The following is a 23,795-nucleotide window of genomic DNA, read 5'->3' on the forward strand; positions in this document are numbered from 1 at the left end:
AACCGGAAACCGCCCGAAGTACAGGTGCGCCGCCAGGGACTCGAACCCCGGACCCGCTGATTAAGAGTCAGCTGCTCTAACCAACTGAGCTAGCGGCGCCTGACAGAGAAAATACTACCTGCTCCTCAGGGGTGCTCAAAACCAATAGGAAGGGCTGGGCGAGGGCCCTAGCCGCGGAGGTACGCGAGGACCGCCAGGACCCGGCGGTGGGTCCCCTCGCCGGGCGGCAGGTCGAGCTTTCCCAGGATGTTCCCGATGTGTTTGCCGACGGCCGCCTCGGAGACCACCAGCTCACGGGCGATGGCCCCGTTGGACTTCCCCTCCGCGACCAGACCCAGCACCTCCCGCTCGCGCGGGGTCAGCGCGGCGAGCGGATCGCGCCGCCGGCGCAGGAGCTGGCGCACGACCTCCGGGTCCACCACCGTGCCGCCGCCGGCCACCGTGACCACCGCGTCGAGGAACTGCCGCACCTGCCCGACCCGGTCCTTGAGGAGGTAGCCGACGCCGCTGCCGTCTCCGGAGTCCAGCAGGTCGGCGGCGTACGAGCGCTGCACGTACTGGCTGAGCACCAGCACCGGCAGGCCGGGCCGGGCCGCCCGCAGCTCCACGGCCGCGCGCAGTCCGTCATCGGTGTGGCCGGGGGGCATCCGTACGTCGGTGACGACGATGTCCGGGTCGTGGGCGGCGACCGCGGTACGCAGCTCCTGCGCGTCCCCGACGGCGGCCGCCACCTCGTGGCCGAAACGCGTCAGCAGACCGACGAGCCCCTCGCGGAGCAGGACCCCGTCCTCGGCGAGGACGATCTTCAGGGGTTGCTCACCGGGCACGGGATCTCCAGGCTCAGGACGGTCGGCCCGCCGGGCGGGCTGGTGATCGTCAGTGTGCCATCGAGGACCGCGATCCGGTCCGCCAGTCCGGTCAGCCCGGATCCGGCCGCCGGATCCGCTCCGCCCCGCCCGTCGTCCCGTACGCCGATCAGCAGCGCGGCACCGGTGTGCCGGGCGGTGACGGCGGCGCGGGCGGCGCCGCTGTGCTTGCCGATGTTGGCGAGGGCCTCGCAGACGCCGAAGTAGGCGGCGGCCTCGACGGACTCCGGCAGCCGGGGAAGGCCGGCGGCCAGGTCGGTGTCGACGGGGACGGCGGATCGCTCGGCCACGTCGGCGAGCGCGCCGGTCAGGCCGTAGTCGGTGAGCACCTGGGGGTGGATGCCGTGGATCAGCTCGCGCAGTTCGCCGAGGACCTTGCCGGCCTCGTCGTGGGCGGCGGCGAGCTGGTCGGCGAGCGGGCCCGGGGGTACGTCGAGGCGGGCGATGCCGAGGGTCATCGTGAGGGCGACGAGCCGCTGCTGGGCGCCGTCGTGGAGGTCGCGCTCGATGCGGCGGCGCTCGGCCTCGAAGGCGTCGACGAGACGGGCCCGGGAACGGGTGACCTCGGCGAGCAGGCCCCGGAGCTCGCGCTCGCGGGGGGCGAGGAGGGCGCGGGTGAGGGCGGCGCGGGCGCCGGCGAAGGATCCGAGCGGGTACAGGAGGGCGGGGAGGAGCACGGCCCCGGCGACGGCCAGGGCGAGGGCCTCGGGATAGGAGGTGACGAGCCAGAGTTTGCCGATCCGGGCCTCTCCACCGCCGAGGGCTAGCTGGAGGGGGGCGGTGAGCAGGACGAGGGGGAAGCCGAGGAAGAAGGCGAGGGCGGCGAGGTCCACCCACCAGAGCAGGAAGCCGTGCAGGACGGCGTGGCCGAACTCGCGCCAGGTGGCCTGTTCGCGGTAGCGCAGCCGGGCCCAGGCGAGGAGGCCGGGCTCGGCGGGGACGCGGTGGGGGCTGGGGGCTGGGTCGTCGTCGACCAGGCGCAGGCGGCGGCGCTCGACGGCAGCGGCGGGGATGCCGGCGAGGCCGAGCAGGGCGAGGAGGGGGATGCCGACGAGCGCGATGCTGAGCGTGGCGCCGGCGGTGGCGAGGAGGACGAGGACGAGGAGGACCGGGATCCCGGTGAGGGCGCTGCCGGCGAGGTAGCCGGCGGCGCGCCAGGGCCATGCGGAGCGGAGGTACTGGCGGCCGTGGGAAAGGGCCTGCCAGGTGGTGCGGGGGGCGTCGTCCATGCGGGCACGCTAGCCGCGGGGCGCACGCCTGGACCATGGCCCCAGCCCGCCTGCCCGGGTATGCCTGGCCCTACCCCACCGCTGCGCGGAGCCTTCTCCCCGCCCCGCCCTTTCACCGTCTCTCCCCCAGCTACCGCTGGGAGGTGCCCCCAGGGCTCCGCCCGGACCCGCTCAAGACCTGGGGCTCCGCCCCAGACCCCGCTCCTCAAACGCCGGAGGGGCTGAAGTACAGCCTCGCCGGCGTTTGAGGCGCGGGGGTCTGGGGGCTGGCCCCCAGCAGCGGCGGGGCGGACGGCTAGCGGCGCAGGAGGTCGGCTCGGCCGTGGGATTCGTACGTCGCGAGGAGGGCGGCCACATCGGCCTCGGTCAGCAAGGCGTAGCCCCCGGCAGGGGATCGGTGCCAGACCGGGTCGGGGCAGCGGAACGCGGCTCGGCGGAGGGAGACGCGGTGGATCTTGTTCGTGGCCGTGACCGGCATGGCCGGGAGGATGCGGACGTAGCGCGGGGACATCTTCGTGCCCAGGTCCGGCTGCGCGGACAGGAAGGCGGCGAAGGCCGCCGGGTCGAAGACCGCGCCCTCCCGGAGGGAGATCGCGGCCATCACCTGGTCGCCTGCGACCTCGTCCGGGACGGCGTAGACCGCGACCGCCGCCGCGTCGGCCCAGCGGGCCAGGATGTTCTCGATCACCGCCGCGGCGAGGTTCTCGCTGTCGACCCGCAGCCTGTCGTCCGTACGGCCCGCGAAGTAGAGGAAGCCCGCCGCGTCGCGGAAGAAGAGGTCTCCCGTCCAGTACCAGCCGTCCCGGGTGCGGTCGGCCTCCGCGGCCGGGTTGCGCCAGTAGCCCTCGAACAGGCTGCGGCCCCGGTTGACCAGCTCGCCGATGGCCGCTGAGCCGTTGAGCAGGCGGCCGTCCCCGTCCAGCACCGCGGGCGGGCATTCCGTGCCCGTCTCCGGGTCGATCACCGCCAGGTCGTCCCCCGCGCCCGCCCGGCCCAGGGCACCCGGCGGGGTGTCGGGGCTGCGTTGGACGGAGGCGCCGCCCTCGGTGGCTCCGTAGCCCTCCACCAGCCGGACCCCGAACCGCTCGGCGAAGCGGGCCGCGTCCACCGCCCCGGCCTCGGTGCCGAAGCCGAGCCGCAGGTCGTGCGCGCGGTCGTCGGGGCGGGGCTCGGTGGCCAGGAGGTACTGGATCGCCCGCCCGACGTAGGTGAAGTAGGTGGCGCCGTACGCCCGTACGTCGTCCAGGAACGCCGAGGCCGAGAAGCGCCGGCGCAGCGCCACCGCGGCTCCGCCGACGAGGGCGGGGAGCCAGTCGGCGATGACGGCGTTGCCGTGGAAGAGCGGCATGCAGACGTAGTGGACGTCCTGCGGGGTGACGGAGAACTGGCGGGCCAGCGCCGAGCCGGCCGCGGCGAGCCGGCCCTGGGTGCAGATGGCGGCCTTGGGGGCGCCGGTGGAGCCGGAGGTGAAGTAGAGGAGGAGGCGGGAGGAGGGGCCGGGGAGCCGCAGGGCCGCCTCGCCGGGCTTGGCCGCGGCGTAGGGCGCGAGCAGGGCCTCGTACTCCTCGGTGCCGGTGACCAGGATGCGTACGCCCGGCAGGTCCAGCCCGCGCAGCAGCGGCAGGTGGGCGCGCTCGGTGATCAGGATCCGGCAGTCGGTGTGCAGGATGTCGCGGGCCAGCTCGGGGCCGCGCCGGGTGGGGTTGATCCCGGCGACGGCGGCCCCGGCCAGGGCCGCCGCGCCGAGCCAGAACGGGAACTCGGGGGTGTTGTCGAGCAGCACCCCGAGGTGCGGCTCGGCCCCCGGAGGCATGAGGTCGACGAGGAGCGCGGCGCGCGCGGCGGCCTCCTGGGCGGTCCGGTGGTGGGTGAGGACACCGCCCTCGTGTTTCAGCCCGGGCCGGTGGTCGCCCCATTGGCGCGCTATGAGCTCCGCGACGGTTTCGGGTGCAGTCGTCGTCCGCATGCCGCCGGAGGGTAGCTGACGTTCCGTCAGAATTGAACGTCGGAGCAGGCGTAGAAGGCCATCGGGGTGTCGTTGACGGTCCAGACGGCCAGGATCAGGTGCCGGCCCGACTTGCCGCCCGGCATGGCCCCCTGGTGGACGGTGGTCATGGCGGGGCGGGCACCGTTGTAGGCGACGGTGAGGAAGGGCTGGGGTTCGAGGTCGGCGCGGGTGAGGGCCTTGGTGCCGGTCCAGCCGTCCTTGGTGACGTAGTACTTGAAGTCGGTGGTGGAGTGGTTGGCGGTGAACTGCCACCGGAAGGCGTAGCTCTGCCCGCTGGTCACCTTGGTGGTGGGCCAGGCGCCGCCGCGCGGGTTGTCGAGCTCGGCGAACTGCGAGAGCCCGCCGGAACATATCTTGCCGTCGGCGGGGCCGGCGGCCGGGAAGCCCTTGAAGCCCTCGACGCTCTGCGGCTCCCACTGGATCGCGCCGCAGTCGGAGACGGTCTTGTTGGCGCAGAGCTTCTGGCGGCTGATGGGGGTGTCGGTGTAGCCGTGGCTGCTGGCACTGGGGGCGCCGATGAGGGTGATGCCGGCGACGAGGCCGAGGCCGAGCGCGGCGACGCCGGCCCGTCCGGGCATGCGGACGTTACGCATGATGCTCCTTGAACGTGGGGGGAGTTCGGTGAGCGCGCGCGTGGGGATTAGGTCTAGACCAAGTCCCAGATTATTGACGAGAGTTGGCCATGTCCATACCAATGGGAGAACGGGTGGTCCGGTAAATTCCGGCCACCCGTTCCCGTACTGCCGTACTGCCGAACTGCCGGCCTACTCGGGGCGTCCCGTGTAGAAGGCGACCGTGAGGTCCTTCACCAGGGCCTTGCGCTCGTAGTCGTCGAGCTCGACCAGCCCGCGCGAGGTCAGCCGGTGCACGGTGTCGTCCACCGCGTCCACGACCGAGGTCAGCACGGTGTCCCGGTGCTTGGCGTCGATCGCCGCGACCCGGCGGCGGCGCATGGCCTCGGCGACCTCGGCCGCGTACTCGATCCGGGTCGGCTGGGCCGAGAACACCTCGATCCCGACGGCCTCGGTTTCGGCCGCCAGCATCCGGGTCAGCGCGTCACCGACGGCCTCGGCGTCGCGCAGGGTCGGGGCGTCCTCGTGGAAGGCGTCGGCGGGGAGCTGGGACAGGACGCGGGCCATGGCCGATTCGACCTGCTCGGCGAGGTACTCCGTGTGGTCCTCGACGGCGAGCGTGGCCCGGGCCGTGTCCTTGACCTGCCAGACGACCTGCACGACGACCTGGAGGGCGAGGCCGCCGGAGTCCACGGCGGGCATGGGGTCGCTGCGCCAGTGCCGCAGCCGTACGTCGACCCGGCGGCGCAGGAGGAGGGGGCTGACCCAGGTCAGGCCGGTACGGCGGACCGTGCCGCGGTAGCGGCCGAAGAGGGTGAGCACCCAGGCGTGGCCGGTGCGGGCCCGGCCGAGTCCGCCGAGCGCGACGAGGGCGACGACGCCGAGGAAGGCCAGCGGGGGCCAGTGGGTGGCGCGCAGGCCGTGGTAGGCGCGGGGGGCCGCGCCGAAGGCCGCCACGAAGGGGGCGGGGACGGCTCCGGCCCGCCAGAGCACGGCCGTGCAGCCGGCGAGGGCGATGCCGCCGACGGCCACGCCGACCCAGCCGGGCAGTACCGGGCCGCGGTGCTCCCGGAGCCGGTCGTCGCCGCGGGGGACGCGGCGGCCGGGGGCGGGCCGGGGGGTGGCCCGGGACCGGCCGGTCCGGGGGGCGGGCGCGGGCATCGGCCGGGGGTCGCCGCGGAAGGGGAGGTGCACCGGCACCTCGGTGACGGAGGTACCGCGTTGCCGCCCGAAGCGGGGGGCGTCCTCGGAGTCGCCCTCCGCCGGCGGCTTCTCCAGGCCGCGCGCCACGGCCTGGGCGACGATCTCGGCCGCGCCGGGGCCGGGCACCCCGGGGTACGCGGCCACGAGCTCGGGCTCGGCGTCGGGCGCGGGCTCGGGCGCGGGCTCGGGCGCTGACCCGATGGTGCGCAGGCTCAGGGTGGCCACCCCGGCAGCCGGGGTCTGCGCGTCCTGGGGGTGCGGGATCTCCGGGCCCGCGGCGGCCACCGGCTCGGGCCCGGACTCGGACTCGGACTCGGGCTCCGCCCGAGCCGCCGGGACCTCCCATCCGTGCGGTGGCACCGGTTCGTCGGCCTGCGCCGAGCGGGCCACCGGGGCCGCGGCCCAGCCGGACGAGGTCTCGGCGGGAGCACTCGCCCCGGCCTCCTCGCGCGGCGCACCCACGGCGGCGGCCGGGGCCGGAGCGGCATCCGGGCGCGGCTCGGCCACGGCCACGGCCCCCGCCCCCGCCGCCGCTGCGGCCGGGCCGAACGAGCCGGAGGCCACGGCCAGGGCCTCCGCCTCCCACGCCGGGTGCTCGCGCGGCACCTCCGCCGCCGCACCGGAGTCCGGGCGCGGCACGGCGACGGCCACGGCCGAGCCGTGCGAGGCCGCGACCTCGGGCTCCGCCGCCCACGCGGACTGCGCGGCGCGGCCGGGCCCGCTCGGGGCGACGGCGGCCCGAGCGAAGTCCGCGCCGGGCACGGGCTCCGGCCCGGCCGCCCACGCCGGGCGGGACGCGGCGGCGGGTGCGGGCGCGGCCGTACGGACGGGCTCCGGCTCCCCGGCCGTCCACGCCGGGTGGGAGCGGGGCCCTTCCGGCGCCGTCCGGGAGGCAGGTGCCGGCGCGCCCTGGCCGGGCCCGCCTTGGGCGAGGACCGCCGACGCCGTACGGGGGTCCGGGCCGGGCACGGGCTCCGGCCCGGCCGCCCATGCCGCGCGGACCTGAGCGTCGGGCGCGGACCCCGTCGCGGACCCGAAGGCCGGCGCGGGCCGCAGCTCGGCCGCCCATCCCGGGTGGGAGCGCGGCCCTTCCGGCGCCGGGCGGGACGCGGGCCCGGCCGGCGTGCCCCGGCCGGACCCGGCTTGCGGGGCGGTGGCCGGCTCCGGGTGCGCGCGCCCCGGGACCGACACCGCACGTACGGGCTCCGGTTCCGCGGCCGCCCACGCCGGGTGGGAGCGCGGCCCTTCCGGCGCGGGTGCCGGTGCACCCAGGCCAGGCCCGGCCTGGGCGGCGGCGGGCTGCTCCGGGGCCGTACGCGCGGGCTCCGGCGCGGCTGCCCACGCCGTGCGGGCGTGCGGGCCGGGCGTGGGTACGGCGCCGGGAGCGAGTGCGGGCTCCGGTTCCGCGGCCGCCCACGCCGGGCGGGCGTCCCGGCCGGGGGCGGTGGCGGTGGCGGGCTGCGGCTCTGCCGGCCGCGCCGGGACGGCGTGGGGCGCCGTCGGCGGTACGCGGAGGGTGCCCGTCGTCGAGGTGGTGCGCGTGGGGAACATCGTTACCTCCGTCATGCGAACAGCCGGCGCCAGGTTTCCGGGCCCGGGTAGCCGTTGGCCGAGGCGCCGCGCCAGCCCTGTGCGCGCTGGAAGGCCTCGACGTTGCGGCGGTCGGCCTCACCCCAGCGGGGGCCCGGGCCGGATGTGTAGTACTTGCCGAAGCCCTTCTTGACCAGCTGCCGGCCGAGGGCCTCGACGGCCGCGTTCGACTGGCCCGGGCGGAACATCGCGGGCCCCGGGTAGGCCCGTACCCCGCCCGGTCCCGGCGCCGCCCCCACCAACGGGGCGATGTCGGCGCCCTGCTTCTCGACGAGCAGCCGCCAGGTGTGCGCGCCGGGGATGCCGTCGGCGTCCGCGCCCGACCAGCCCTGTGCGCGCTGGAAGGCCTGGGTGGCGAGCTTGTCGTGATCGCTCCACGTCCGGTCCGCCACCCCCTTGGGGTAGAAGCGGTACGCGCCGCGCTCGATCAGCATCCGGCCCAGCTGCGCCACGAAGTCGTTCGTGGCGCCGGGGGCGAACTTGTCCGCACCCGGGAAGGCCTTGGCGTCGCCCGGCTTCGGGCCCGCCGCCGGCGGTTCGGGGACGACACCCGGGACCTCCGGAACGACCCCGCCCGTCACCCCGTTGAACCGGTACGGGACGTACTTGGCCGCATTGCTCCAGTAGCCGTAGGGCGTGGCCAGCTTCCGCGTGTTGGGGCGCGTCTGCTCGTAGGCGACGTAGTGCGTGCGCGTCTCGTCGACCCAGCCGCCGAAGAGGACCACGTGCGAGCCGTTGTTGGGGTCCGCCGGGTTGTGGAAGAGCAGCATGTCCCCCGGCAGCAGCTCCTCCTTGGTGATCTTGGTGGCGAATTTGTCGAGGCTGCCGGTCCACTCGTTCGAGCCGAGGTTCCAGGCCATGGAGACGTAGCCCGAGCAGTCCTGCCGGTAGCCGTCCGTGAAGTACGTGGACATGCTGTACGGGACCTGCGCGTCCAGCCACAGCTTCGCCCGGGTGATGATCGTCGTGCGGTCGATCCGCTTCACCGCGCCGGGCTTGGCGGGCGCGCCGGGCTGCCCGACCGGGCCGCCCTTCGGGCCGTGCAGCGGGGTCCGGCCGCCCTGCGGGGAGCCGGGGTCGTCCAGCGCCACCGGGCCGGTGACCGGGGAGGTCACGGTCACCGCGGCCGCGCTCCCACCGCCGAGGACCACTCCCGCGGCCGTGGCCAGGACCAGTGCCCGCCGGGCCCCGCGGGCCGCGGGGTGCCCCCCGTCGCGCAGCGGTATGGCCCGCGCGCGGGCGAGGGAGCGGCGGCGCTGGGCGCATCCCCGGCACACGCAGTCGCCCGCGGGCTCGTACTCCTCGAAAGCGGGCATCGGCATCTGCACATGCGTCGGAGGCTGCGTCGTCATGCGGATCCGTCCACTCCCCTGCTCGTCCCCTGCTCGTCCACTGGTCGGCCGGGCCCACATCTGATAAAGCATCAGATGTGCACGGCGCAGACATATCGTGCACGATAAACCCCTCAAACATGGGTTAATCGGACAAGGCGGGCGTGGCTGGTCACGAGCACCCGCAGAGGTGGGGTAGAGTTTTCCCTGTCAGCAAGCGCCGCTAGCTCAGTTGGTTAGAGCAGCTGACTCTTAATCAGCGGGTCCGGGGTTCGAGTCCCTGGCGGCGCACAGACGGAGGAAGCCCCTCGCAGCGAAAGCTGCGAGGGGCTTCTTCGTTCCCCGGTCCGGCTGCCGTGCGGGCCGCCGTCAGGCCGCCGTGCCGGGGCGGGCCCCCACGCCCGTCAGGTAGGCGGAGACCACCACGTTCGCCGTGTACTCCTTGGCCGCCTTGTCGTAGGTGCCGCCGCAGGTCACCAGCCTCAGCTCCGCCCGGCCCCGGACCCGCGGGCCGTACGCCTTGTGCGCGTCGAAGTCCGCGCGCTCGTAGACCCGTACGTCCTCGATCGTGAACTCGGCGACCGATCCGTCCGCCCGCACCACCCGCACCTTGTCACCCGGCTGGACCGTGCTCAGGCCGTAGAACACCGCCGGCTTGGAGCGCGTGTCCACGTGCCCCACCATCAGCGCCGCCCCGGCCGTCCCCGGCTGGGCGCCCCGCCCCCACCAGCCCACCGTCCCCGGACTCTCGTACGGGGGCGGTTCGAGCGCGCCGTCCTTGTCCAGGCCCCGGGAGATCACCGGGGCCTGGATGCCTATGGAGGGCACGTCGACGCGCTGGGGCAGGGCCGCGGCGAGCGGGGCGTGCGCGGCCGGCAGCCCCGGGCCCACCGCCCCGCCGGCCTGGCCGGTGGGCGGGGCGGGCGCCACGGTGAGCTGGCGGCCCCACAGCCACAGGCCGAGCACCAGCACGGACCAGGCGGCGAAGGTCAGCAGCCGGCCGCTCCCGGATGCCTTGGCCTCACTCATCCGGCCCCCGCCTCACTCGCCGCTGCGGCGGCGGCGCAGGGCCAGCGCCCGGCCCGCGACGGCCAGGGTGGCGACGGCGGCCAGGATGGCGCCGATCACCGTGTGCGGCAGGCTCGGGCCGTCGTCGCCGTGTTCCTTCTTGGCCGCGGCGGCGACCGGCTCGGCCGCCTCCGCGAGTTCGGCGGACATGCCGCCGCCGCCCGCGTGGACCGGCCAGACCGGCGAGGCGTGGTGGGTGGGGTGGCGGTACTGCGAGATCTGGACGGAGCCGGTGACCTTGTCGTGGCCGTCGCACGTCACCCGGATGGAGTGCCAGCCGGGCGAGGCGTGCGAGCTGATCATCGCCTCGCCGTAGAGCGGACTGCGGCCGCCGTCACGGCCGTAGAGGTCGACGTCCGCGACGAAGACGGCGGACTTGGCCGCCCCTCTGGTGCCGTCGCATCCGTTGACGCGCAGCTTGACCTGCGCTCCGGGGTGGGCCGGATCCGGGTCGACCGTGATGCTGCCGCGGTCGCCGCGGTCCTCCTCGCCCGCCAGGGCGATGGGCGCGGTCACCGCGGAGAACGCCGCAAGGGCGACGGACACGGCGGCGGCACGGAGAGCGATCGGGACACTGCGCATGGTGAACCTCCTCGTCAAGGAGATTCACGCGCGGCGCGCCGCTCCGCATCCGGAACGGCGCCGTACGTGTCAGCCGTACGGCCGTACGGCGGTACGCCTCAGACGAGGTCGACCAGATCCGCGATCGAGTCGACCGTCTTGGTCGGGCGGTACGGGAACTTCTCGGTGTCCGCGACCGAGGTCAGGCCGGTGAGGACGAGGAAGGTCTGCATGCCCGCCTCCAGGCCGGCCAGCACGTCGGTGTCCATCCGGTCGCCGATCATCGCGCTGGTCTCGGAGTGCGCGCCGATCGCGTTCAGGCCGGTGCGCATCATCAGCGGATTGGGCTTGCCGGCGAAGTACGGCTGCTTGCCGGTCGCCTTGGTGATCAGCGCGGCGACCGCGCCGGTGGCCGGGAGCGGGCCCTCGGTGGAGGGGCCGGTCTCGTCGGGGTTGGTGCAGATGAAGCGGGCGCCCGCGTTGATCAGGCGGACCGCCTTCGTCATGGCCTCGAAGCTGTACGTCCGGGTCTCGCCGAGGACCACGTAGTCGGGTTCGTGGTCGGTCAGGATGTAGCCGATGTCGTGCAGGGCGGTGGTCAGACCGGCCTCGCCGATGACGTACGCGGTGCCGCCCGGGCGCTGGTCGTCGAGGAACTTCGCGGTGGCCAGCGCGGAGGTCCAGATGTTCTCGACGGGAACGTCCAGGCCCATGCGGGACAGCCGGGCCTGGAGGTCGCGCGGGGTGTAGATCGAGTTGTTGGTCAGGACCAGGAAGGGCTTGCCGGACTCGCGCAGCCGCTTGATGAAGGCATCGGCGCCGGGGATCGGGGTGCCCTCGTGGATGAGGACCCCGTCCATGTCGGTGAGCCAGGATTCGATCGGCTTGCGCTCTGCCACTGGACTGTTCTCCGCTCTCGGTGGCCCATGACCTATGGCCTCTGGTCTGTACCACCCTATCGGGGCCGGGCTGTGGACGTCCTGGCTGTCCACAGCCCGGACCGCGGGGGCCTGGATCAGCTCAGGCGGACGTTGTCGACGGTCCAGTACCAGTTGTTGTTCCCGCTGTAGCGGAAGCGGACCTGGACGTCGGTGGCGCCGGCCGGGACCTGGAGCGCGAGGGACTCGGCCTTGGCGACGGCGTCGGCGGTGTAGGACTTCACGACGGTCGGGGCGCCGCCGTTGTAGGAGACCAGGACCTGGGCGCTCTGGCCGGCCTCCTGGCGGTAGTGCGTCTGGAAGGTCAGATTGCGCGTGCTGCCGCCGGTGACCGCCCACTTGGGGGTGATCAGGGTGGAGTCGAAGGTGCCCGTGTGGCTCTTGTCGTCCCACTCGTCGGAGTCGGCGACGGCGAAGACGTCACGGGAACGGACGTTCAGCTCGCGCCACTGGTCGCGCTGCGACTGGCTCCAGAACTCGTCGGTGGCGAAGGCCCAGCCGGCCCACTCGGTGACACCGCCGGTGCCCATCTTGGAGTTGTCCACGGACCAGCCGGCGGGCGGGGTGTGCGTGAAGCCCTTCACGCCCGCGGGGATGCCCGTCTCGTCCACGCGCGCCTGGAGGTTCGGGCGCAGGGTGTCGAAGGGGTCGTCGTCCGGGGCGTTCAGCGGGACCCCGTCGATGCCGGGGGCGCTCACGCCGACCTGGGCGAGCGCGGTCGCGGCCACGTCGACCAGCTTCACGTCGTCGCGGACCGAACCGGCCGGGATGCCCGCGCCCTTGGCGATGACGAAGGTGCCTCGCTCCTGGATGGTCGAGCCGCCGTGGCCGCCGGAGTTGGTGTGGCCGTGGTCGGTGGTGACCAGGACCTTCCAGTTCTCCTGGGCGTACGTGGGGCGGTTCTGGACGGCGGTGAGGAGCTGGCCGACCAGGGCGTCGACGCGGGCGATGGTGTCGAGGTACTGCTGGCTGGCGGCGCCGTAGGAGTGGCCGGCGGCGTCGATCTCGCCGAGGTAGACGAAGGCGGCGTCCGGGTTCTGGTCGCGCAGCTCGGCGGCGGCCGCTGCGGCGATCTTCGGGTCCTCGTTGCGGTAGCCGTCGCGGTCGCCCTTGAGGGAGAGGCGCTTGTCGACCTTCGGGGAGAAGATCGGGCCGTTCTGGTCGGTGGAGGTGATGGGCTCCCAGTCGGCGGCCGCGTACGTGTTGAGCGCCGGCTTGGCGTTCTCGATGCGGGTGAGGAAGTCCGGGTACGCGGTGTAGTTCTTGCCGGTGAAGGAGTTGTCCTTCACCCCGTGCTTGTCGGGCCAGACCCCGGTGGCGATGGTGGACCAGCCGGGGCCCGAGGAGGTGGCGGCCATCGGGTTCGCGTAGAGGGTGCTGCGGGCGGTGAGGCCCTGGGCCATCAGGCCGTTCAGGTGGGGCGCGTTGGCGGCCTTGACGCGGTCGAGGACCGCGCCGTCGATGCCGATGACGAGGACCTTGTCGGTGGTGGCGGCCGCGGCTGCGGCGCCGGCGGGGGCGGCCGCGACGGTCGCGGCGATCAGGGCGGTGGCGGTGGCGGTCGCGGCGACGAGACGGCGTCCGGGCAGGACAGGGGACACGTACTCCTCCTGGGAGCAAGTGAGCGGCGAAAGGTGCGGGGACACGTACGGGTACGGGCGCGCTGCCGGGCGTGCCGGCATGCGCCGGGTCCGGACCGAAGGTGCGGTCCTCGGTCCAGACCCGTTATGCAAGCGTCACTCTGCCGGCCGTGGGTGGCCAGGAAGTAACCGGTCAGCTTCCGGTCGCCGACTTCCACGCGTCGACGTAGCCGGTGAGGTTCTTGTCGATGTCGGCCCAGTCCGGCTCGAAGATCTCCACACCCGCCATGATCTTGGTGAGCTCGACGGCGTTGGCGTCGGTCGGCTTGACGTCGGTGCGCGCCGGGAAGCCGCCGCCGACCTCGCTGACCAGCTTCTGGGCCTCCTCGCCGAGCATGAAGTCGAGGAGCTTCTTGCCGTTCTCGGAGTGCGGGGCCTTGTCGACGAGGCCGGCCGCGTAGGGCAGGGCGAAGCTGGTGGGCTTGCCGCCCTCCTTCGCCGGGAACCAGATGCCCAGGTTCGGCATGGACTTGGACTGCGCGAAGTTCATCTGGACGTCGCCGTTGGCCACGAGCAGCTCGCCCTTGTCCGTCTTCGGCGCGAGCTTGCTGGTGGAGGAGGACGGGCCGACGTTGTTGGCCTGGAGCTTCTTCAGGTACTCCATCGCCGGCTCCTTGCCGCCGAAGTCGTGCATCGACTTGATGAGGACGGCCGTGCCGTCGCCCGCGACGCCCGGGGTGGAGTACTGCAGCTTGCCCTTGTACTTGGCGTCGAGCAGCTCCTCCCAGGTCTTGGGGGCCTCGGGGAGCTCCTTCTTGTTGTAGACGAAGCCGAAGTAGTTCTTGACGACCGAGGTCCACTTGCCGTCGGCGGCCTTGTCGGCGCCGTTGACCTTGTCGGAGCCCTGCGGCTCGTAGGGCTGGAGCAGGCCCTTGCCGTCGGCCTGCTGGATGAAGGGCGGCAGGGTGATCAGCACGTCGGCCTGGGTGTTGGTCTTCTCGCGGACGGCGCGCTGCACCATCTCGCCCGAGCCGCCCTCGACGTACTTGACCTCGATGCCGGTCTTCTTGGTGAAGTCGGCGAAGACCTTGTCGTACCAGCCGTCGCCCTTCTCGCTCTTGAGGCCGTCGGCGCTGTAGACGGTGACGACCTTCTCGCCGCCCTGGGAGTCGGCGGAGGAGGAGCCGCCGCAGGCGGTGAGGGAGGCGGTGAGGGCCAGGCTGCCGACGACGGCGGCGGCGCTGCGGAGCAGGAGCTTGCTGGGCATGGAACTTCCTTACGGGGAAAGGGAGTCAGCGGGATTCGGGGAATTCGGCGGAGAACCAGCGGGGATTCAGCGGGATTCAGCGGGATTCAGCGGTACGAGGCCTTGGTGCGGACCCGGGAGACGGCCAGGAGGACCAGCAGGGTGGCGGCCATCAGGACCACGGCGACGGCGGAGCCGCCGAAGAGCGAACCGCGGTCGGTGGCGGTGAAGATGCGGACGGGGAGGGGCATCCAGTCCGGCGGGTAGAGCATCATCGTGGCGCTCAGCTCGCCCATGGACAGGGCGAAGCAGAGGCCGGCCGCGGCCGTGAGGGACGGCAGCAGGAGGGGGAGCTTGACCCGCCACAGGACGTACGCGGGGCGGGCGCCGAGGGAGGCCGCCGCCTGCTCGTACGCAGGGTCGAGCCGAACGATGGCGGCCGAGACCGACTGGTAGGCGAACGCCGTGACAAGGATCGTGTGCGCCAGGATGACGATCGAGCTGGTGCCGTTGAGCAGGACCGGCGGCCGGCTGAAGGCGACGAGCACGGCGAGGCCGACGACCACGGACGGGACGGCCACGGGCAGCATGAACAGCGCGTCCAGGGACCGCTTCCCGCGCTTCTTCAGCGTGGCGGCGGCCAGCGCGGCCCAGGTGCCGACGGTGAGGGCGAGGAGGCTGGCGGCGAGGGCGGTGACCAGGCTGGTGGTCAGGGCCTGGAGGGATTCGCCGCGCACGGCGGAGGCGTAGTTCGCGGTGGTCGGCCCGGAAGGGAAGGCCCCGGACCAGTGGGTGGAGAAGGACGCGGCCACCACGACGAGCAGCGGCAGGGCGAACAGCGGCAGGAAGAGGAGGCCGAAGAGGCCCCAGGCCGCCCAGCGGCCGGTCTTGCTATGCACCAGCACGCTTGCTCACCACCCGGTAGAGGCCGAACAGGCCGACGGAGATCGCGATGTTGACGACGGCGACCACGCAGGCGGCCGCGTAGTCGGATTCGAGGATGGCCTTGCCGTAGATGAGCATCGGCAGGGTCGTGACGTCCTTGGCCCCGGTGAAGAGGACGATCCCGAACTCGTTGAGGCACATGACCAGGACGAGGCTGCCGCCCGCGGCGAGCGCCGGAAGGGCCTCGGGGAGGATCACCTGCCGGACGATCCGGGCGGGCCGGGCGCCGAGGCCGGCGGCGACCTCCAGCTGGGCGGTCTCCAGCTGGGAGAAGGCCGCGAGCAGCGGGCGCATCACGAAGGGCGTGAAGTAGGTGATCTCCGCGAGGAGGACGCCCCAGGGGGTGGTCAGGAAGTGGAAGGGCCCCTCGGCGGCTCCGGTGAGGCCGGTCCAGGCCCCGTTGGCCATGCCCACCGTCCCGTAGACGAAGAGGAGGGCGAGGGTGACGAGGAAGGAGGGGAAGGAGAGGAACACGTCGATGAACTTCGCGACGGCCCGTGCCCCGGGGAAGGGCACGAAGGCGATGATCAGCGCGAGCACGAACCCGAGGACGAGGCAGCCGGCGGTGGCCCCGACGGCCAGCCAGACGGTGGTCCCGAGCGCCTCGCGGAAGCTCTGCGAGGCGAAGACGGAGGCGTACGCGTCGAAGGCGCCGCCCCCGTTCTCGGGGCTGAGCGACTGCTGGACGACCAGCGCGAGCGGATACAGGAACACCAACGCGAGCACGGCGACGGGCGGCAGCACCCACAGCGCGCCATTCGGCCTCGCCGAATCCAGCCCCGCCTGGGGGCCCCTCCCAGCGGTAGCTGGGGGAGCTTGAGGCGCGGGGTCCGGGGCGGGGCCCCGGTCTTGAGCCGGCACGGCCGCCCCGCGCCGAGCGACCTCAGCCATCCGACACCCTCCCCCAGCTACCGCTGGGGGGACCCCCAGCGGCCAGCAGCACCGCATCGCGCGGCTCGAAGTTCAGCGTGACCCGGTCCCCCAGCGCCGGAGTCTCCCGCAGCTCAGGGAGGTCCGCCTTGACCCGGTGGCCGTCGACGTCGACGTACAGCCGGTGCGTCGAGCCGCGCCACTGGACCTCGGCGATCGTCCCCGTCAGGGCGTTGGGGCCGGCCCCGAGGCCGAGCAGGTGCGGCCGTACGCACAGCGTCGCCGTGGAGCCCGGCGCCGCGCGGCCGCGGTCGAGGGTCAGGGTGCGGCCCTCGAAGACCGCGCCGGCCTCGGCGACCGTCACCGGCAGCAGGTTCGCGTTGCCGACGAAGGACGCGGTGAATTCGGTGCGCGGGGCCCGGTACAGCTGCTGCGGGGTCCCGCAGTCCTGGAGGCGGGCCTTGTCCATGACGGCGATCCGGTCGGCCAGGGTGAGCGCCTCGACCTGGTCGTGCGTGACGTACAGGATGGAGACGTCGGGCAGTTCGCGGTGCAGACGGGCCAGTTCGGCGAGCATCCCGGAACGCAGCTGCGCGTCGAGCGCCGAGAGGGGCTCGTCCAGCAGGAGCACCCCGGGGCGGATGGCGAGGGCGCGGGCGATGGCGACCCGCTGCTGCTGGCCGCCCGAGAGCTCGCGGGGGTAGCGCCGCGCGTAGGCGCCCATGCCGGTCAGTTCCAGGGCCTCGGCGACCCGGCCGGGTATCTCGGCCTTGGGCGCCTTCTGGGCCCGGAGGCCGAAGGCGACGTTGTCCTCCACCCGCATGTGCGGGAAGAGCGCGTACTGCTGGACGACCATGCCGATGCCGCGCTTGTGCGGCGGGAGCGCGGTGACGTCCTTGCCGCCGATCAGCACCCGGCCCGCGACGGGCCGTACGAAACCGGCGACCGCGCGCAGCGCCGTGGTCTTGCCCGAACCGGAGGGGCCGAGCAGCGCCATCACCTCGCCCGGTTCGACGGTGAGGTCGAGGGAGTCCAGGACGGTCGCGGCGCCGTAGGCGACGCTGACCCCGTCGAAGCGGATGCCGCTCACGCCGACTCCCGTAGCAGGTCCGGGAGTTCGGCGACGGAGCCGAGGACGTGGGTCGCGCCGTTCGCCGTGAGCGCCGCGCGGTCGTGGGCGCCGGTGAGGACGCCCGCGACGATCCCGGCGCCGGCACGACGGCCGCTGAGCATGTCGTAGGCGGTGTCGCCGGCGACCACGGTGTCGCGTACGTCGGTCACGGCGCCGGTGCGCAGGAACGCGGTCAGCACCATGTCCGGGAAGGGCCGGCCGCGGCCGCCCGCGTCGGCCGGGCAGAGGGTGAGGTCGGCGAGGTCCTGCCAGCCGAGCGCGTCGAGGATGGCGTCCTGGGTGACGCGGGCGAAGCCGGTGGTCAGGACGACGGTGCGGCCGTCGGCGCGGAGTTTCTCGACGGCGGCGCGGGCGCCGGGGACCGGGGCGATCAGGCCGCCGTCGACGAGCTCCGCGTACGCCTCCTCGAAGGCGGAGTTGGCGCGCCGGGCGAGGTCCTCCGTACCGAAGAGGTGACGGAAGACGGTGATCTTGGACTCGCCCATGGTGTCGCGGACGTACTGGAGCTTGGCGGCGTGGTCGGGGGTGCCGGGTTCCACGCCCAGGCGTTCGGCGGCGCGCTCGAAGGCGCGCTCGACGAGGCCGCCGTCGGCGACGGTGGTGCCGGCCATGTCGAGGACGATCAGGTTCTGCGTGCGGTTCTCGGTCATCTGACTTACCAGCCCAGTTCGTTCGCGGTGGTCTCGGCTATGGCGGGCGAGCAGGTCATGCCGCGCCCGCCGGGTCCGGTCACCAGCCAGACGCCGTCGGCCACCTGCTGGCGGTGGACGACGCGGGTGGTGTCGGTGCACTGCGCGTACACGCCCGCCCAGCGGCGCTGGATCCTCGGCAGCGGGCGGCCCAGGAAGCCCTCGACCACCCCGGTGAGGTGCTCGTAGGGGTCTTCGAGGGTGTCGAAGGCGAAGGGGTGCTCGTACTCGTGGGTGTCGCCGATGGTCAGTCCGCCGTCCTGGCGCTGGACCATCAGCAGCTGCATCTTGTGCGCGGCGGCGACGGGTTCCTGGTCCTGCCCCGCGTTGAGGGCGTCGAGCGCGGGGGACGTGTAGGCGGGGTAGTAGCGGAAGCTGTCGGCGTCCGCGACGGAGGTGGTGAGCGTCTCGCCGAGCGGGGCGGTCTGCATCATCTGGAGGCGGACGCGGCGCACGGGCAGGTCGGGGACCAGCTCGCGGACCAGGCCGGACAGCCAGGCGCCGGTGGCGAGGACGACCGCGTCGCCGCGGTGCACGTCGCCGTGGTCGTCGCGGACGGCGCCGGGGGCGATCACCTCGCGCACCTCCCGGCCGGGCAGGAAGGTGTACCGGCCGGTGGCCTTGAGCGCCTCCCGCAGGTGGAGCTGCGCGGTGCGGGGCTCGACGGCCGCGTCGCGTTCGCACCACAGGGCGGCCGCGAAGTCGCCGCGCAGGGCCGGGTTGATCTGCCGCGCCTCCTCGGCGGTGACCAGCTTGTAGCCGCGGGCGGCGGCGTCGGGGCGGGCCAGGGCCGCCTCGGCGACGGCGTACTCGCGGTCGGTACGGACGGGGGTGAGGGAGCCGTTGGCGCGGAAGCCCAGGCCGGGCACCTCCGCGCCGATGCGCTCCCAGAGCTCGCGGGCCCGCAGGGCGGTGTCGAGCTCCTCTCCCCCGGCCCGTCCGCTGACCCAGATCTGGCCGAAATTGCGCAGTGACGCGCCGCGGGCCTCCGCCTCTCGCTCGATCTGGACGACCTCGTGGCCGCGTTGGACTGCTTGCCAGGCGTGCATGGTGCCGACCACGCCGCCTCCGACGACTATGACTCTCACGCCGCCAACGGTGGGCGCGGACCGTGACCCGGAAGGATCCGTCCGGCAACGCGTCGGTGAACGGCCCTCGACACTTGGACTAGACCCGTTATCTTTTTGTGACCAGAGCGCGGTGTTCATATGTCCCTTTCCGTCGGGTGTGCGTGGATCGACCTGGGGCTATTCGGCTCGCAGGCGGGTCGTGAAGCTGAACCGATCACCACGGTAAAGCGAACGGACCCGTTCCAGCGGCCGGCCGTCCTGGTCCCGCGAGAAGCGGTGGATGAGCAGCATGGGCAGGGCGGGCGGGGTACCGATCAGCAGGGCTTCGCGGGGGGTCGCGAGCACCGTCTCCAGCCTCTCATCGGCCTCCCCGAAGGCGATGTCGAGGCTGTCGCGGAGGTATCCGTAGAAGGAGGAGTCCGGCTGGAAATCGCTGTCGAGGCGGGGGGCGCGGGCCACTCGGATGTACGTGCTCTCCAGGCCGACGCGCTCGTCATCGGCCAGCAGGACCCGCTCCAGGTGCCAGACGGGCTCGCCGGGCTCGGCGCCGATGCCGGGGGCGAGGTCGGGCGGGCAGGGGAACTGCTCCAGGCCGATGAGGTGACGGCCCGGGCGGCGGCCCTGGCGGCGCACGCCCTCTGTGTAACTGGCGAGGGAGAGCGGCTGCTCCAGCTTCGGGCCCGCGACGACCGTCCCGCGGCCGTGGCGGCGCAGCCGGCCCTCCAGCAGCAGCTCGCGCAGGGCCTGGCGGACGGTCTCGCGGGACACCTCGTACTGCTCGGCGAGATCCCGCTCGGTGGGCAGCGCGCCGCCCTCGCCGAGCTCGTCGATGAGCCCGGAGATGCGGGCCTTGACGGCGTAGTACTTGGGGATGCGGCCGTGCTCCGGAATGCCGGAACGCACGGGTGAGCCGGGGCGGTGGCGCGGGGTCTGTTCTTCCACGGTGGGACTCTATGCGGGGCGGCCCGGGGGGCCGTACGGGGGCGGGCGGGGGTTGGCCCGGCCGCGGCCCGCTGTGGTCGGCCCGTTGTGGCCGGGGTCAAGGATCGGGGCTCCGCCCCGGACCCCGCGCCTCAATCGCCGGCGGGGCTGGATTGGGGGCCGGTTCCGGCGGGGCCGGGCGCGCGCCGGGGCGTCTCCTCGGACGCCGAACGTGTCGAGGGGTCGGAGGGCTCGGCGGCAGTGCGTTCGACGCCCTGCGGGGATCACCCCGGCACACACCCGACCCCGCCGGACCCGACCCGGGCGGTCGGACAGTTCGGGGTGGATCAGGGGCGGTCGTCGGAGGTACGCAGGCGGCGGGCGCCCAAGAGGAGGCCGCCGCCGGTGGCGAGCGCGGCCACGGCGCCCGCTCCGTACGCCCACTCCCGCGGGCCCGTGTGCGCGAGGGAGCCCGCCTCGACGGGATCCTCCGGGCTCTCGACGGAGAAGCGGTAGCCGCCGGCCTCGCCGATCCAGTCGCCGTCGTCGCCCTTGCGCTGGACGAGGGCGGCGTCGGCGAGGACCTCGCCGGTGGGGGCGTCGGGGGCGAAGGCGAGGCCGACCCTGACGGTCCGGGAGCCGCCGGGGCCGACGGTGAAACCGGGGAAGGCGTCGCCGCCGTCGAAGACCGCGATGATCTCGTCGCGGTCGCTGCGCTCCAGGCTGGCGGGGAAGGTGCCGCCCGGCGCGTCGAACTCCATCCGCAGGTGCGCGGGGCGCAGGGCGCGGGCCTTGTCGGTGAAGACGACGACGGGGTGGATGGCCGTGCACTCGGAGTCCGTGGTGTTGGTCAGGTCCAGGTACCAGGTCTGCGGATCGCCGCCGGTGCGGTACACGGCCGGGCCGCCGCGGATGCGCGCCCCGATGGGGAAGGCGGTGCTCTTCCCGTCGCCACAGGTGGCCTGTGCGCGGGAGGGCAGCGCGGGTGCGGGGCGGGCCCCGCCGCCGGTCCCGATGTCCGCGGCCGCGGTGGGGGCGGTGGTGGCTACGAGTACGGCGGTGAGGGCAAGGGCTTTGCGCAGTCGCATGGAAGACCTTCGCTGCTCGCCGGACGGGACGATGATCAGACCAGGTGACAATCACCCTGGCCCTGCCCGCACCGTGCCACGCCCGCGGACCCCCACCCCACGCGCCACGCCTGAGCCGTTCCGGTTTACGCCCGATCGCCTGACGGGTCAACCCCCGAACCGCCCGACCGCCCGGGTCGGGTCCGGCGGGGTCGGGTGTGTGCCGGGGTGATCCCCGCAGGGCGCCGAACGCACTGCCGCCGCACTCTCCGACCCCTCGACACGTTCGGCGCCCGAGGAGACGCCCCGGCGCGCGCCCGGCCCCGCCGGAACCGACCCCCAACTCAGCCCCGCCGGCGTTTGAGGCGCGGGGGTCCGGGGGCAGCGCCCCCGGCAACGGCGCCGCACCCGGCACAACCCCCGGCACCGCACCCGGCACGGGACCGGCAGGGGACCGTCACTCCGCCCGCCCGAACACCGGCCCGAGCGCCAGCTCCGCCGCCCCCTCCGCCACGCCCGCCCCCGCGAGGGCGACCACCGGCCGGGCAGGATCCAGCGCGCGGGCCGCGAGAACCGCCCCGACCCCGGCCACGAAGACGTCCGGCGCCGCCTCCACCACCCGCCCGCCGAGCAGCACGCGGTCCACATCCAGCAGCGCGACCAGGTTCGCCGCGGCCTCGCCCAGGATCCGCGCCGCCTCGGGCAGATCGCCCCGAGCCACCGCCCCCAGGCACAGCACCTCCACGCAGCCGCGCGCCCCGCACCGGCAGGGTGGGCCGTCCATCAGGAGCACTTGGTGCCCGAACTCCCCGGCCGCCGAGCGCGCACCCCGGTAGACCCCGCCGCCCAGCCACAACCCCGCGCCGAGCCCGGTCCCGACGTGCAGGTACACGCAGGTGCGGGGCCCGCCGCCGGCATACCCGTACGTATCCGGAACGCCGCCCGCGCCGCCCGCGCCGAACCCGGCGTCCGCCACATACCCGGCGTCCCCCGCGTCCCCCTCCGCATCCGGCCACGTGGCCCGCAGCCATGCCCCGGCGGCCGCCGCCGCACCGGCGTTCGTGTCCTTGTCCAGCAGTACCGGCAGGCCCAGCCGCCCCTGGAGCACCCCCCGCAGCGGAAAGCCCTTCCAGCTCGGGAACCCGGTGACTCGCCCCATCGTCCCGGCGCGGTGGTCGAGCGGTCCCGGTGCGACCACCCCGACGCCCAGGAGCGGCAGCCCGACCGGGTCCGCGACCCGCGCGACCGCCCGTACGACCGCCTCCACCACCGCTTCCGGGCCGGCCCCGAAGTCCAGCGGGCCACGGCACTCGCCGACGACCCGGCCCGCCAGGTCCACCCGTACCGCCCGGAGCTCGTCGCGGTCCACGTGCACCCCGACCGCGTGCCGCGCCTGCGGCACCAGGCGGAGCAGGGTGCGCGGTTTGCCGCCGGTGGACGCGGCGCGCCCGGCCTCGGCGATCAGCCCGTCCGCGCCGAGCCGGGCCGTGATCTTGCTGACGGCCTGCGGGGTGAGCCCCGTACGGGCCGCGAGCTCGGCGCGCCCCAGGCCCGCCGGGCCCGCGCCGCGCAGCAGATCCAGCATCAGCGCCTCGTTGTACCCGCGCAGTGCCGGCAGGTTCACCCCGCCGCGCCTGTCCCCGCTTCCCCTGTTCACGAGCCCATTGTCCACCTTCCTTGCACTCCAGCAACACTGTTGCCAAAGTGGTTGCATGAGCACCTCCGCCTCCTCCACCTCCCCCACCTCTTCCGCCCCCACCACCCCACTCCGCGTCGGCCTCATCGGCTACGGACTCGCCGGTTCCGTCTTCCACGCCCCCCTCGTGGCAGCCACGGACGGACTCGCCCTCGACACCGTCGTCACCTCCGACCCGGCCCGCCAGGCCCAGGCCCGCGCGGAGTTCCCCGACGTCCGCATCGCCGCCACCGCCGACGAGCTGTGGGACCGGGACCTCGACCTCGTCGTGGTCGCCTCCCCCAACCGGACGCACGTCCCGCTCGCCACCACCGCCCTCGAAACCGGGATCCCGGTGGTCGTGGACAAGCCGCTCGCCGCCACCGCCGCCGAGGCCCGCGCGCTGGCCGCCCTCGCGGACCGCAGCGGAACCTTCCTCTCCGTCTTCCAGAACCGCCGCTGGGACAACGACTTCCTCACCCTGCAGCGCCTCCTCGTGGAGGGCGAACTCGGTGAGATCCAGCGCTTCGAGTCCCGTTTCGAGCGCTGGCGCCCGCAGCTGAAGGGCGGCTGGCGCGAGTCGGGCGCCCCGGAGGAGATCGGCGGCCTGCTGTACGACCTCGGCAGCCACGTCGTGGACCAGGCGCTCGTGCTCTTCGGTCCGGCCGTACGGGTCTACGCGGAGACCGACGCGCGCCGCCCGGGCGCCGAGACCGACGACGACACCTTCATCGCCGTCACGCACGCGAACGGGGTCCGCTCCCACTTCTACGTCAGCGCGACCACCGCCCAGCTGGGACCGCGGTTCCGGGTGCTGGGTTCGCGGGCCGGGTACGTGAAGTACGGACTCGACCCCCAGGAGGGCGCCCTGCGCGAGGGGCTGCGGCCGGACGGCGAGACGCCTTGGGGCGAGGAGCCCCCGCACCTGTGGGGGCGGGTGGGTTCCGGAGAGTCCCCGCTGACCGGCGGCGGGACCCCGCTGCCGACCGAGCCGGGCGACTACCCGGCGTACTACGCGGCGGTGGCGGCGGCCCTGCGCACGGGCGGGCCGGCCCCGGTCACGGCACACGAGGCCGCGCACTGCCTCGACGTACTGGAGGCGGCGCGCAAGTCGTCCCTCGAGGGCGTGGTGGTGGAGATTCCCGCCGCACCGTCCGGTTCGGAGTGACGTACCGCGCGCGCACGAAATGAGGGGGCGGGACCGCGATGGCGGCCCCGCCCCCTCCTTGCGCGT

At 74.0% G+C, this 23,795-nt stretch carries 20 protein-coding genes and 2 tRNA genes; 2 read left to right on the forward strand and 20 right to left on the reverse strand.

Annotated elements, in window-relative coordinates:
* Window positions 1–25: 25 nt before the first annotated feature.
* The 7 genes from AB0D29_RS08445 to AB0D29_RS08475 all read right to left on the reverse strand — a co-directional run bounded on the left by AB0D29_RS08445 (window position 26) and on the right by AB0D29_RS08475 (window position 8,790).
* Window positions 26–99 (reverse strand) — tRNA-Lys (locus tag AB0D29_RS08445).
* A 68-nt stretch (window positions 100–167) separates the two neighbouring features.
* The gene (locus tag AB0D29_RS08450; RefSeq protein ID WP_362852763.1) at window positions 168–827 is read right to left on the reverse strand and encodes a response regulator transcription factor; all 660 of its coding nucleotides are present in this window, start codon (window positions 825–827) and stop codon (window positions 168–170) included.
* A complete protein-coding gene (locus tag AB0D29_RS08455) occupies window positions 806–2,095 on the reverse strand; it encodes a sensor domain-containing protein (RefSeq protein WP_362852764.1) in 1,290 nt (429 codons plus the stop codon). Before AB0D29_RS08455 ends, AB0D29_RS08450 begins: the two co-directional genes overlap by 22 nt.
* Before the next feature lie 295 nt (window positions 2,096–2,390).
* Window positions 2,391–4,061, reverse strand: coding sequence for an AMP-binding protein (locus tag AB0D29_RS08460; protein WP_362852765.1), 1,671 nt, complete (start codon window positions 4,059–4,061; stop codon window positions 2,391–2,393).
* Window positions 4,062–4,087: 26 nt separating this feature from the next.
* The gene (locus AB0D29_RS08465) at window positions 4,088–4,681 is read right to left on the reverse strand and encodes a lytic polysaccharide monooxygenase (RefSeq protein WP_362852821.1); all 594 of its coding nucleotides are present in this window, start codon (window positions 4,679–4,681) and stop codon (window positions 4,088–4,090) included.
* Window positions 4,682–4,867: 186 nt separating this feature from the next.
* Entirely contained in the window at window positions 4,868–7,429 is a 2,562-nt protein-coding gene (locus tag AB0D29_RS08470) for an SPFH domain-containing protein (protein ID WP_362852766.1), read from the reverse strand.
* A gap of 11 nt (window positions 7,430–7,440) precedes the next feature.
* Window positions 7,441–8,790: a peptidoglycan-binding protein gene (locus AB0D29_RS08475; protein WP_362852822.1), complete on the reverse strand. Its 1,350-nt coding sequence runs from the start codon at window positions 8,788–8,790 to the stop codon at window positions 7,441–7,443.
* A gap of 226 nt (window positions 8,791–9,016) precedes the next feature.
* Between AB0D29_RS08475 and AB0D29_RS08480 the strand changes: the two genes are divergently transcribed.
* A tRNA-Lys gene (locus AB0D29_RS08480) sits at window positions 9,017–9,090 on the forward strand.
* 78 nt (window positions 9,091–9,168) lie between these two features.
* On the opposite strand, the gene AB0D29_RS08485 is transcribed toward AB0D29_RS08480, so the two are convergent.
* The 13 genes from AB0D29_RS08485 to AB0D29_RS08545 all read right to left on the reverse strand — a co-directional run bounded on the left by AB0D29_RS08485 (window position 9,169) and on the right by AB0D29_RS08545 (window position 22,471).
* Window positions 9,169–9,828 (reverse strand): class F sortase, encoded by a 660-nt coding sequence (locus AB0D29_RS08485; RefSeq protein ID WP_362852767.1) that lies wholly within the window; start codon window positions 9,826–9,828, stop codon window positions 9,169–9,171.
* Between the two features lie 12 nt (window positions 9,829–9,840).
* Window positions 9,841–10,449, reverse strand: coding sequence for a hypothetical protein (locus AB0D29_RS08490; protein ID WP_362852768.1), 609 nt, complete (start codon window positions 10,447–10,449; stop codon window positions 9,841–9,843).
* Between the two features lie 98 nt (window positions 10,450–10,547).
* Window positions 10,548–11,327 carry an HAD-IIA family hydrolase gene (locus AB0D29_RS08495; protein WP_030718049.1) on the reverse strand — a complete coding sequence of 260 codons (780 nt, stop codon included), beginning with the start codon at window positions 11,325–11,327 and terminating at the stop codon, window positions 10,548–10,550.
* Between the two features lie 116 nt (window positions 11,328–11,443).
* Window positions 11,444–12,967: an alkaline phosphatase family protein gene (locus AB0D29_RS08500; protein WP_362852769.1), complete on the reverse strand. Its 1,524-nt coding sequence runs from the start codon at window positions 12,965–12,967 to the stop codon at window positions 11,444–11,446.
* A 172-nt stretch (window positions 12,968–13,139) separates the two neighbouring features.
* Entirely contained in the window at window positions 13,140–14,213 is a 1,074-nt protein-coding gene (locus AB0D29_RS08505; protein WP_362852770.1) for a 2-aminoethylphosphonate ABC transporter substrate-binding protein, read from the reverse strand.
* Between the two features lie 86 nt (window positions 14,214–14,299).
* Window positions 14,300–15,097, reverse strand: a complete 798-nt coding sequence (locus AB0D29_RS08510; RefSeq protein WP_362852771.1) for an ABC transporter permease subunit — start codon at window positions 15,095–15,097, stop codon at window positions 14,300–14,302.
* Window positions 15,084–16,028: a 2-aminoethylphosphonate ABC transporter permease subunit gene (locus AB0D29_RS08515; protein ID WP_362852772.1), complete on the reverse strand. Its 945-nt coding sequence runs from the start codon at window positions 16,026–16,028 to the stop codon at window positions 15,084–15,086. Before AB0D29_RS08515 ends, AB0D29_RS08510 begins: the two co-directional genes overlap by 14 nt.
* The gene (locus AB0D29_RS08520) at window positions 16,021–17,097 is read right to left on the reverse strand and encodes an ABC transporter ATP-binding protein (protein ID WP_362852773.1); all 1,077 of its coding nucleotides are present in this window, start codon (window positions 17,095–17,097) and stop codon (window positions 16,021–16,023) included. The genes AB0D29_RS08515 and AB0D29_RS08520 overlap by 8 nt, the downstream gene beginning before the upstream one ends.
* Window positions 17,094–17,789: a phosphonatase-like hydrolase gene (locus AB0D29_RS08525; protein WP_362852774.1), complete on the reverse strand. Its 696-nt coding sequence runs from the start codon at window positions 17,787–17,789 to the stop codon at window positions 17,094–17,096. The genes AB0D29_RS08520 and AB0D29_RS08525 overlap by 4 nt, the downstream gene beginning before the upstream one ends.
* A gap of 5 nt (window positions 17,790–17,794) precedes the next feature.
* A complete protein-coding gene (locus AB0D29_RS08530) occupies window positions 17,795–18,916 on the reverse strand; it encodes a TIGR03364 family FAD-dependent oxidoreductase (RefSeq protein WP_362852775.1) in 1,122 nt (373 codons plus the stop codon).
* A gap of 159 nt (window positions 18,917–19,075) precedes the next feature.
* Window positions 19,076–19,840, reverse strand: coding sequence for a GntR family transcriptional regulator (locus AB0D29_RS08535; RefSeq protein WP_362852776.1), 765 nt, complete (start codon window positions 19,838–19,840; stop codon window positions 19,076–19,078).
* 326 nt (window positions 19,841–20,166) lie between these two features.
* Window positions 20,167–20,907, reverse strand: a complete 741-nt coding sequence (locus tag AB0D29_RS08540) for a hypothetical protein (protein ID WP_362852777.1) — start codon at window positions 20,905–20,907, stop codon at window positions 20,167–20,169.
* Window positions 20,908–21,343: 436 nt separating this feature from the next.
* On the reverse strand, window positions 21,344–22,471 hold the full coding sequence (locus AB0D29_RS08545) for an ROK family transcriptional regulator (protein WP_362852823.1): 1,128 nt from the start codon (window positions 22,469–22,471) through the stop codon (window positions 21,344–21,346).
* Between the two features lie 127 nt (window positions 22,472–22,598).
* Between AB0D29_RS08545 and AB0D29_RS08550 the strand changes: the two genes are divergently transcribed.
* Window positions 22,599–23,729 carry a Gfo/Idh/MocA family oxidoreductase gene (locus AB0D29_RS08550; protein WP_362852778.1) on the forward strand — a complete coding sequence of 377 codons (1,131 nt, stop codon included), beginning with the start codon at window positions 22,599–22,601 and terminating at the stop codon, window positions 23,727–23,729.
* The last annotated feature ends 66 nt before the right edge of the window (window positions 23,730–23,795 follow it).

The sequence above is a fragment of the Streptomyces sp. NPDC048424 genome (assembly GCF_040651555.1).
Classification (GTDB): Bacteria; Actinomycetota; Actinomycetes; order Streptomycetales; family Streptomycetaceae; genus Streptomyces.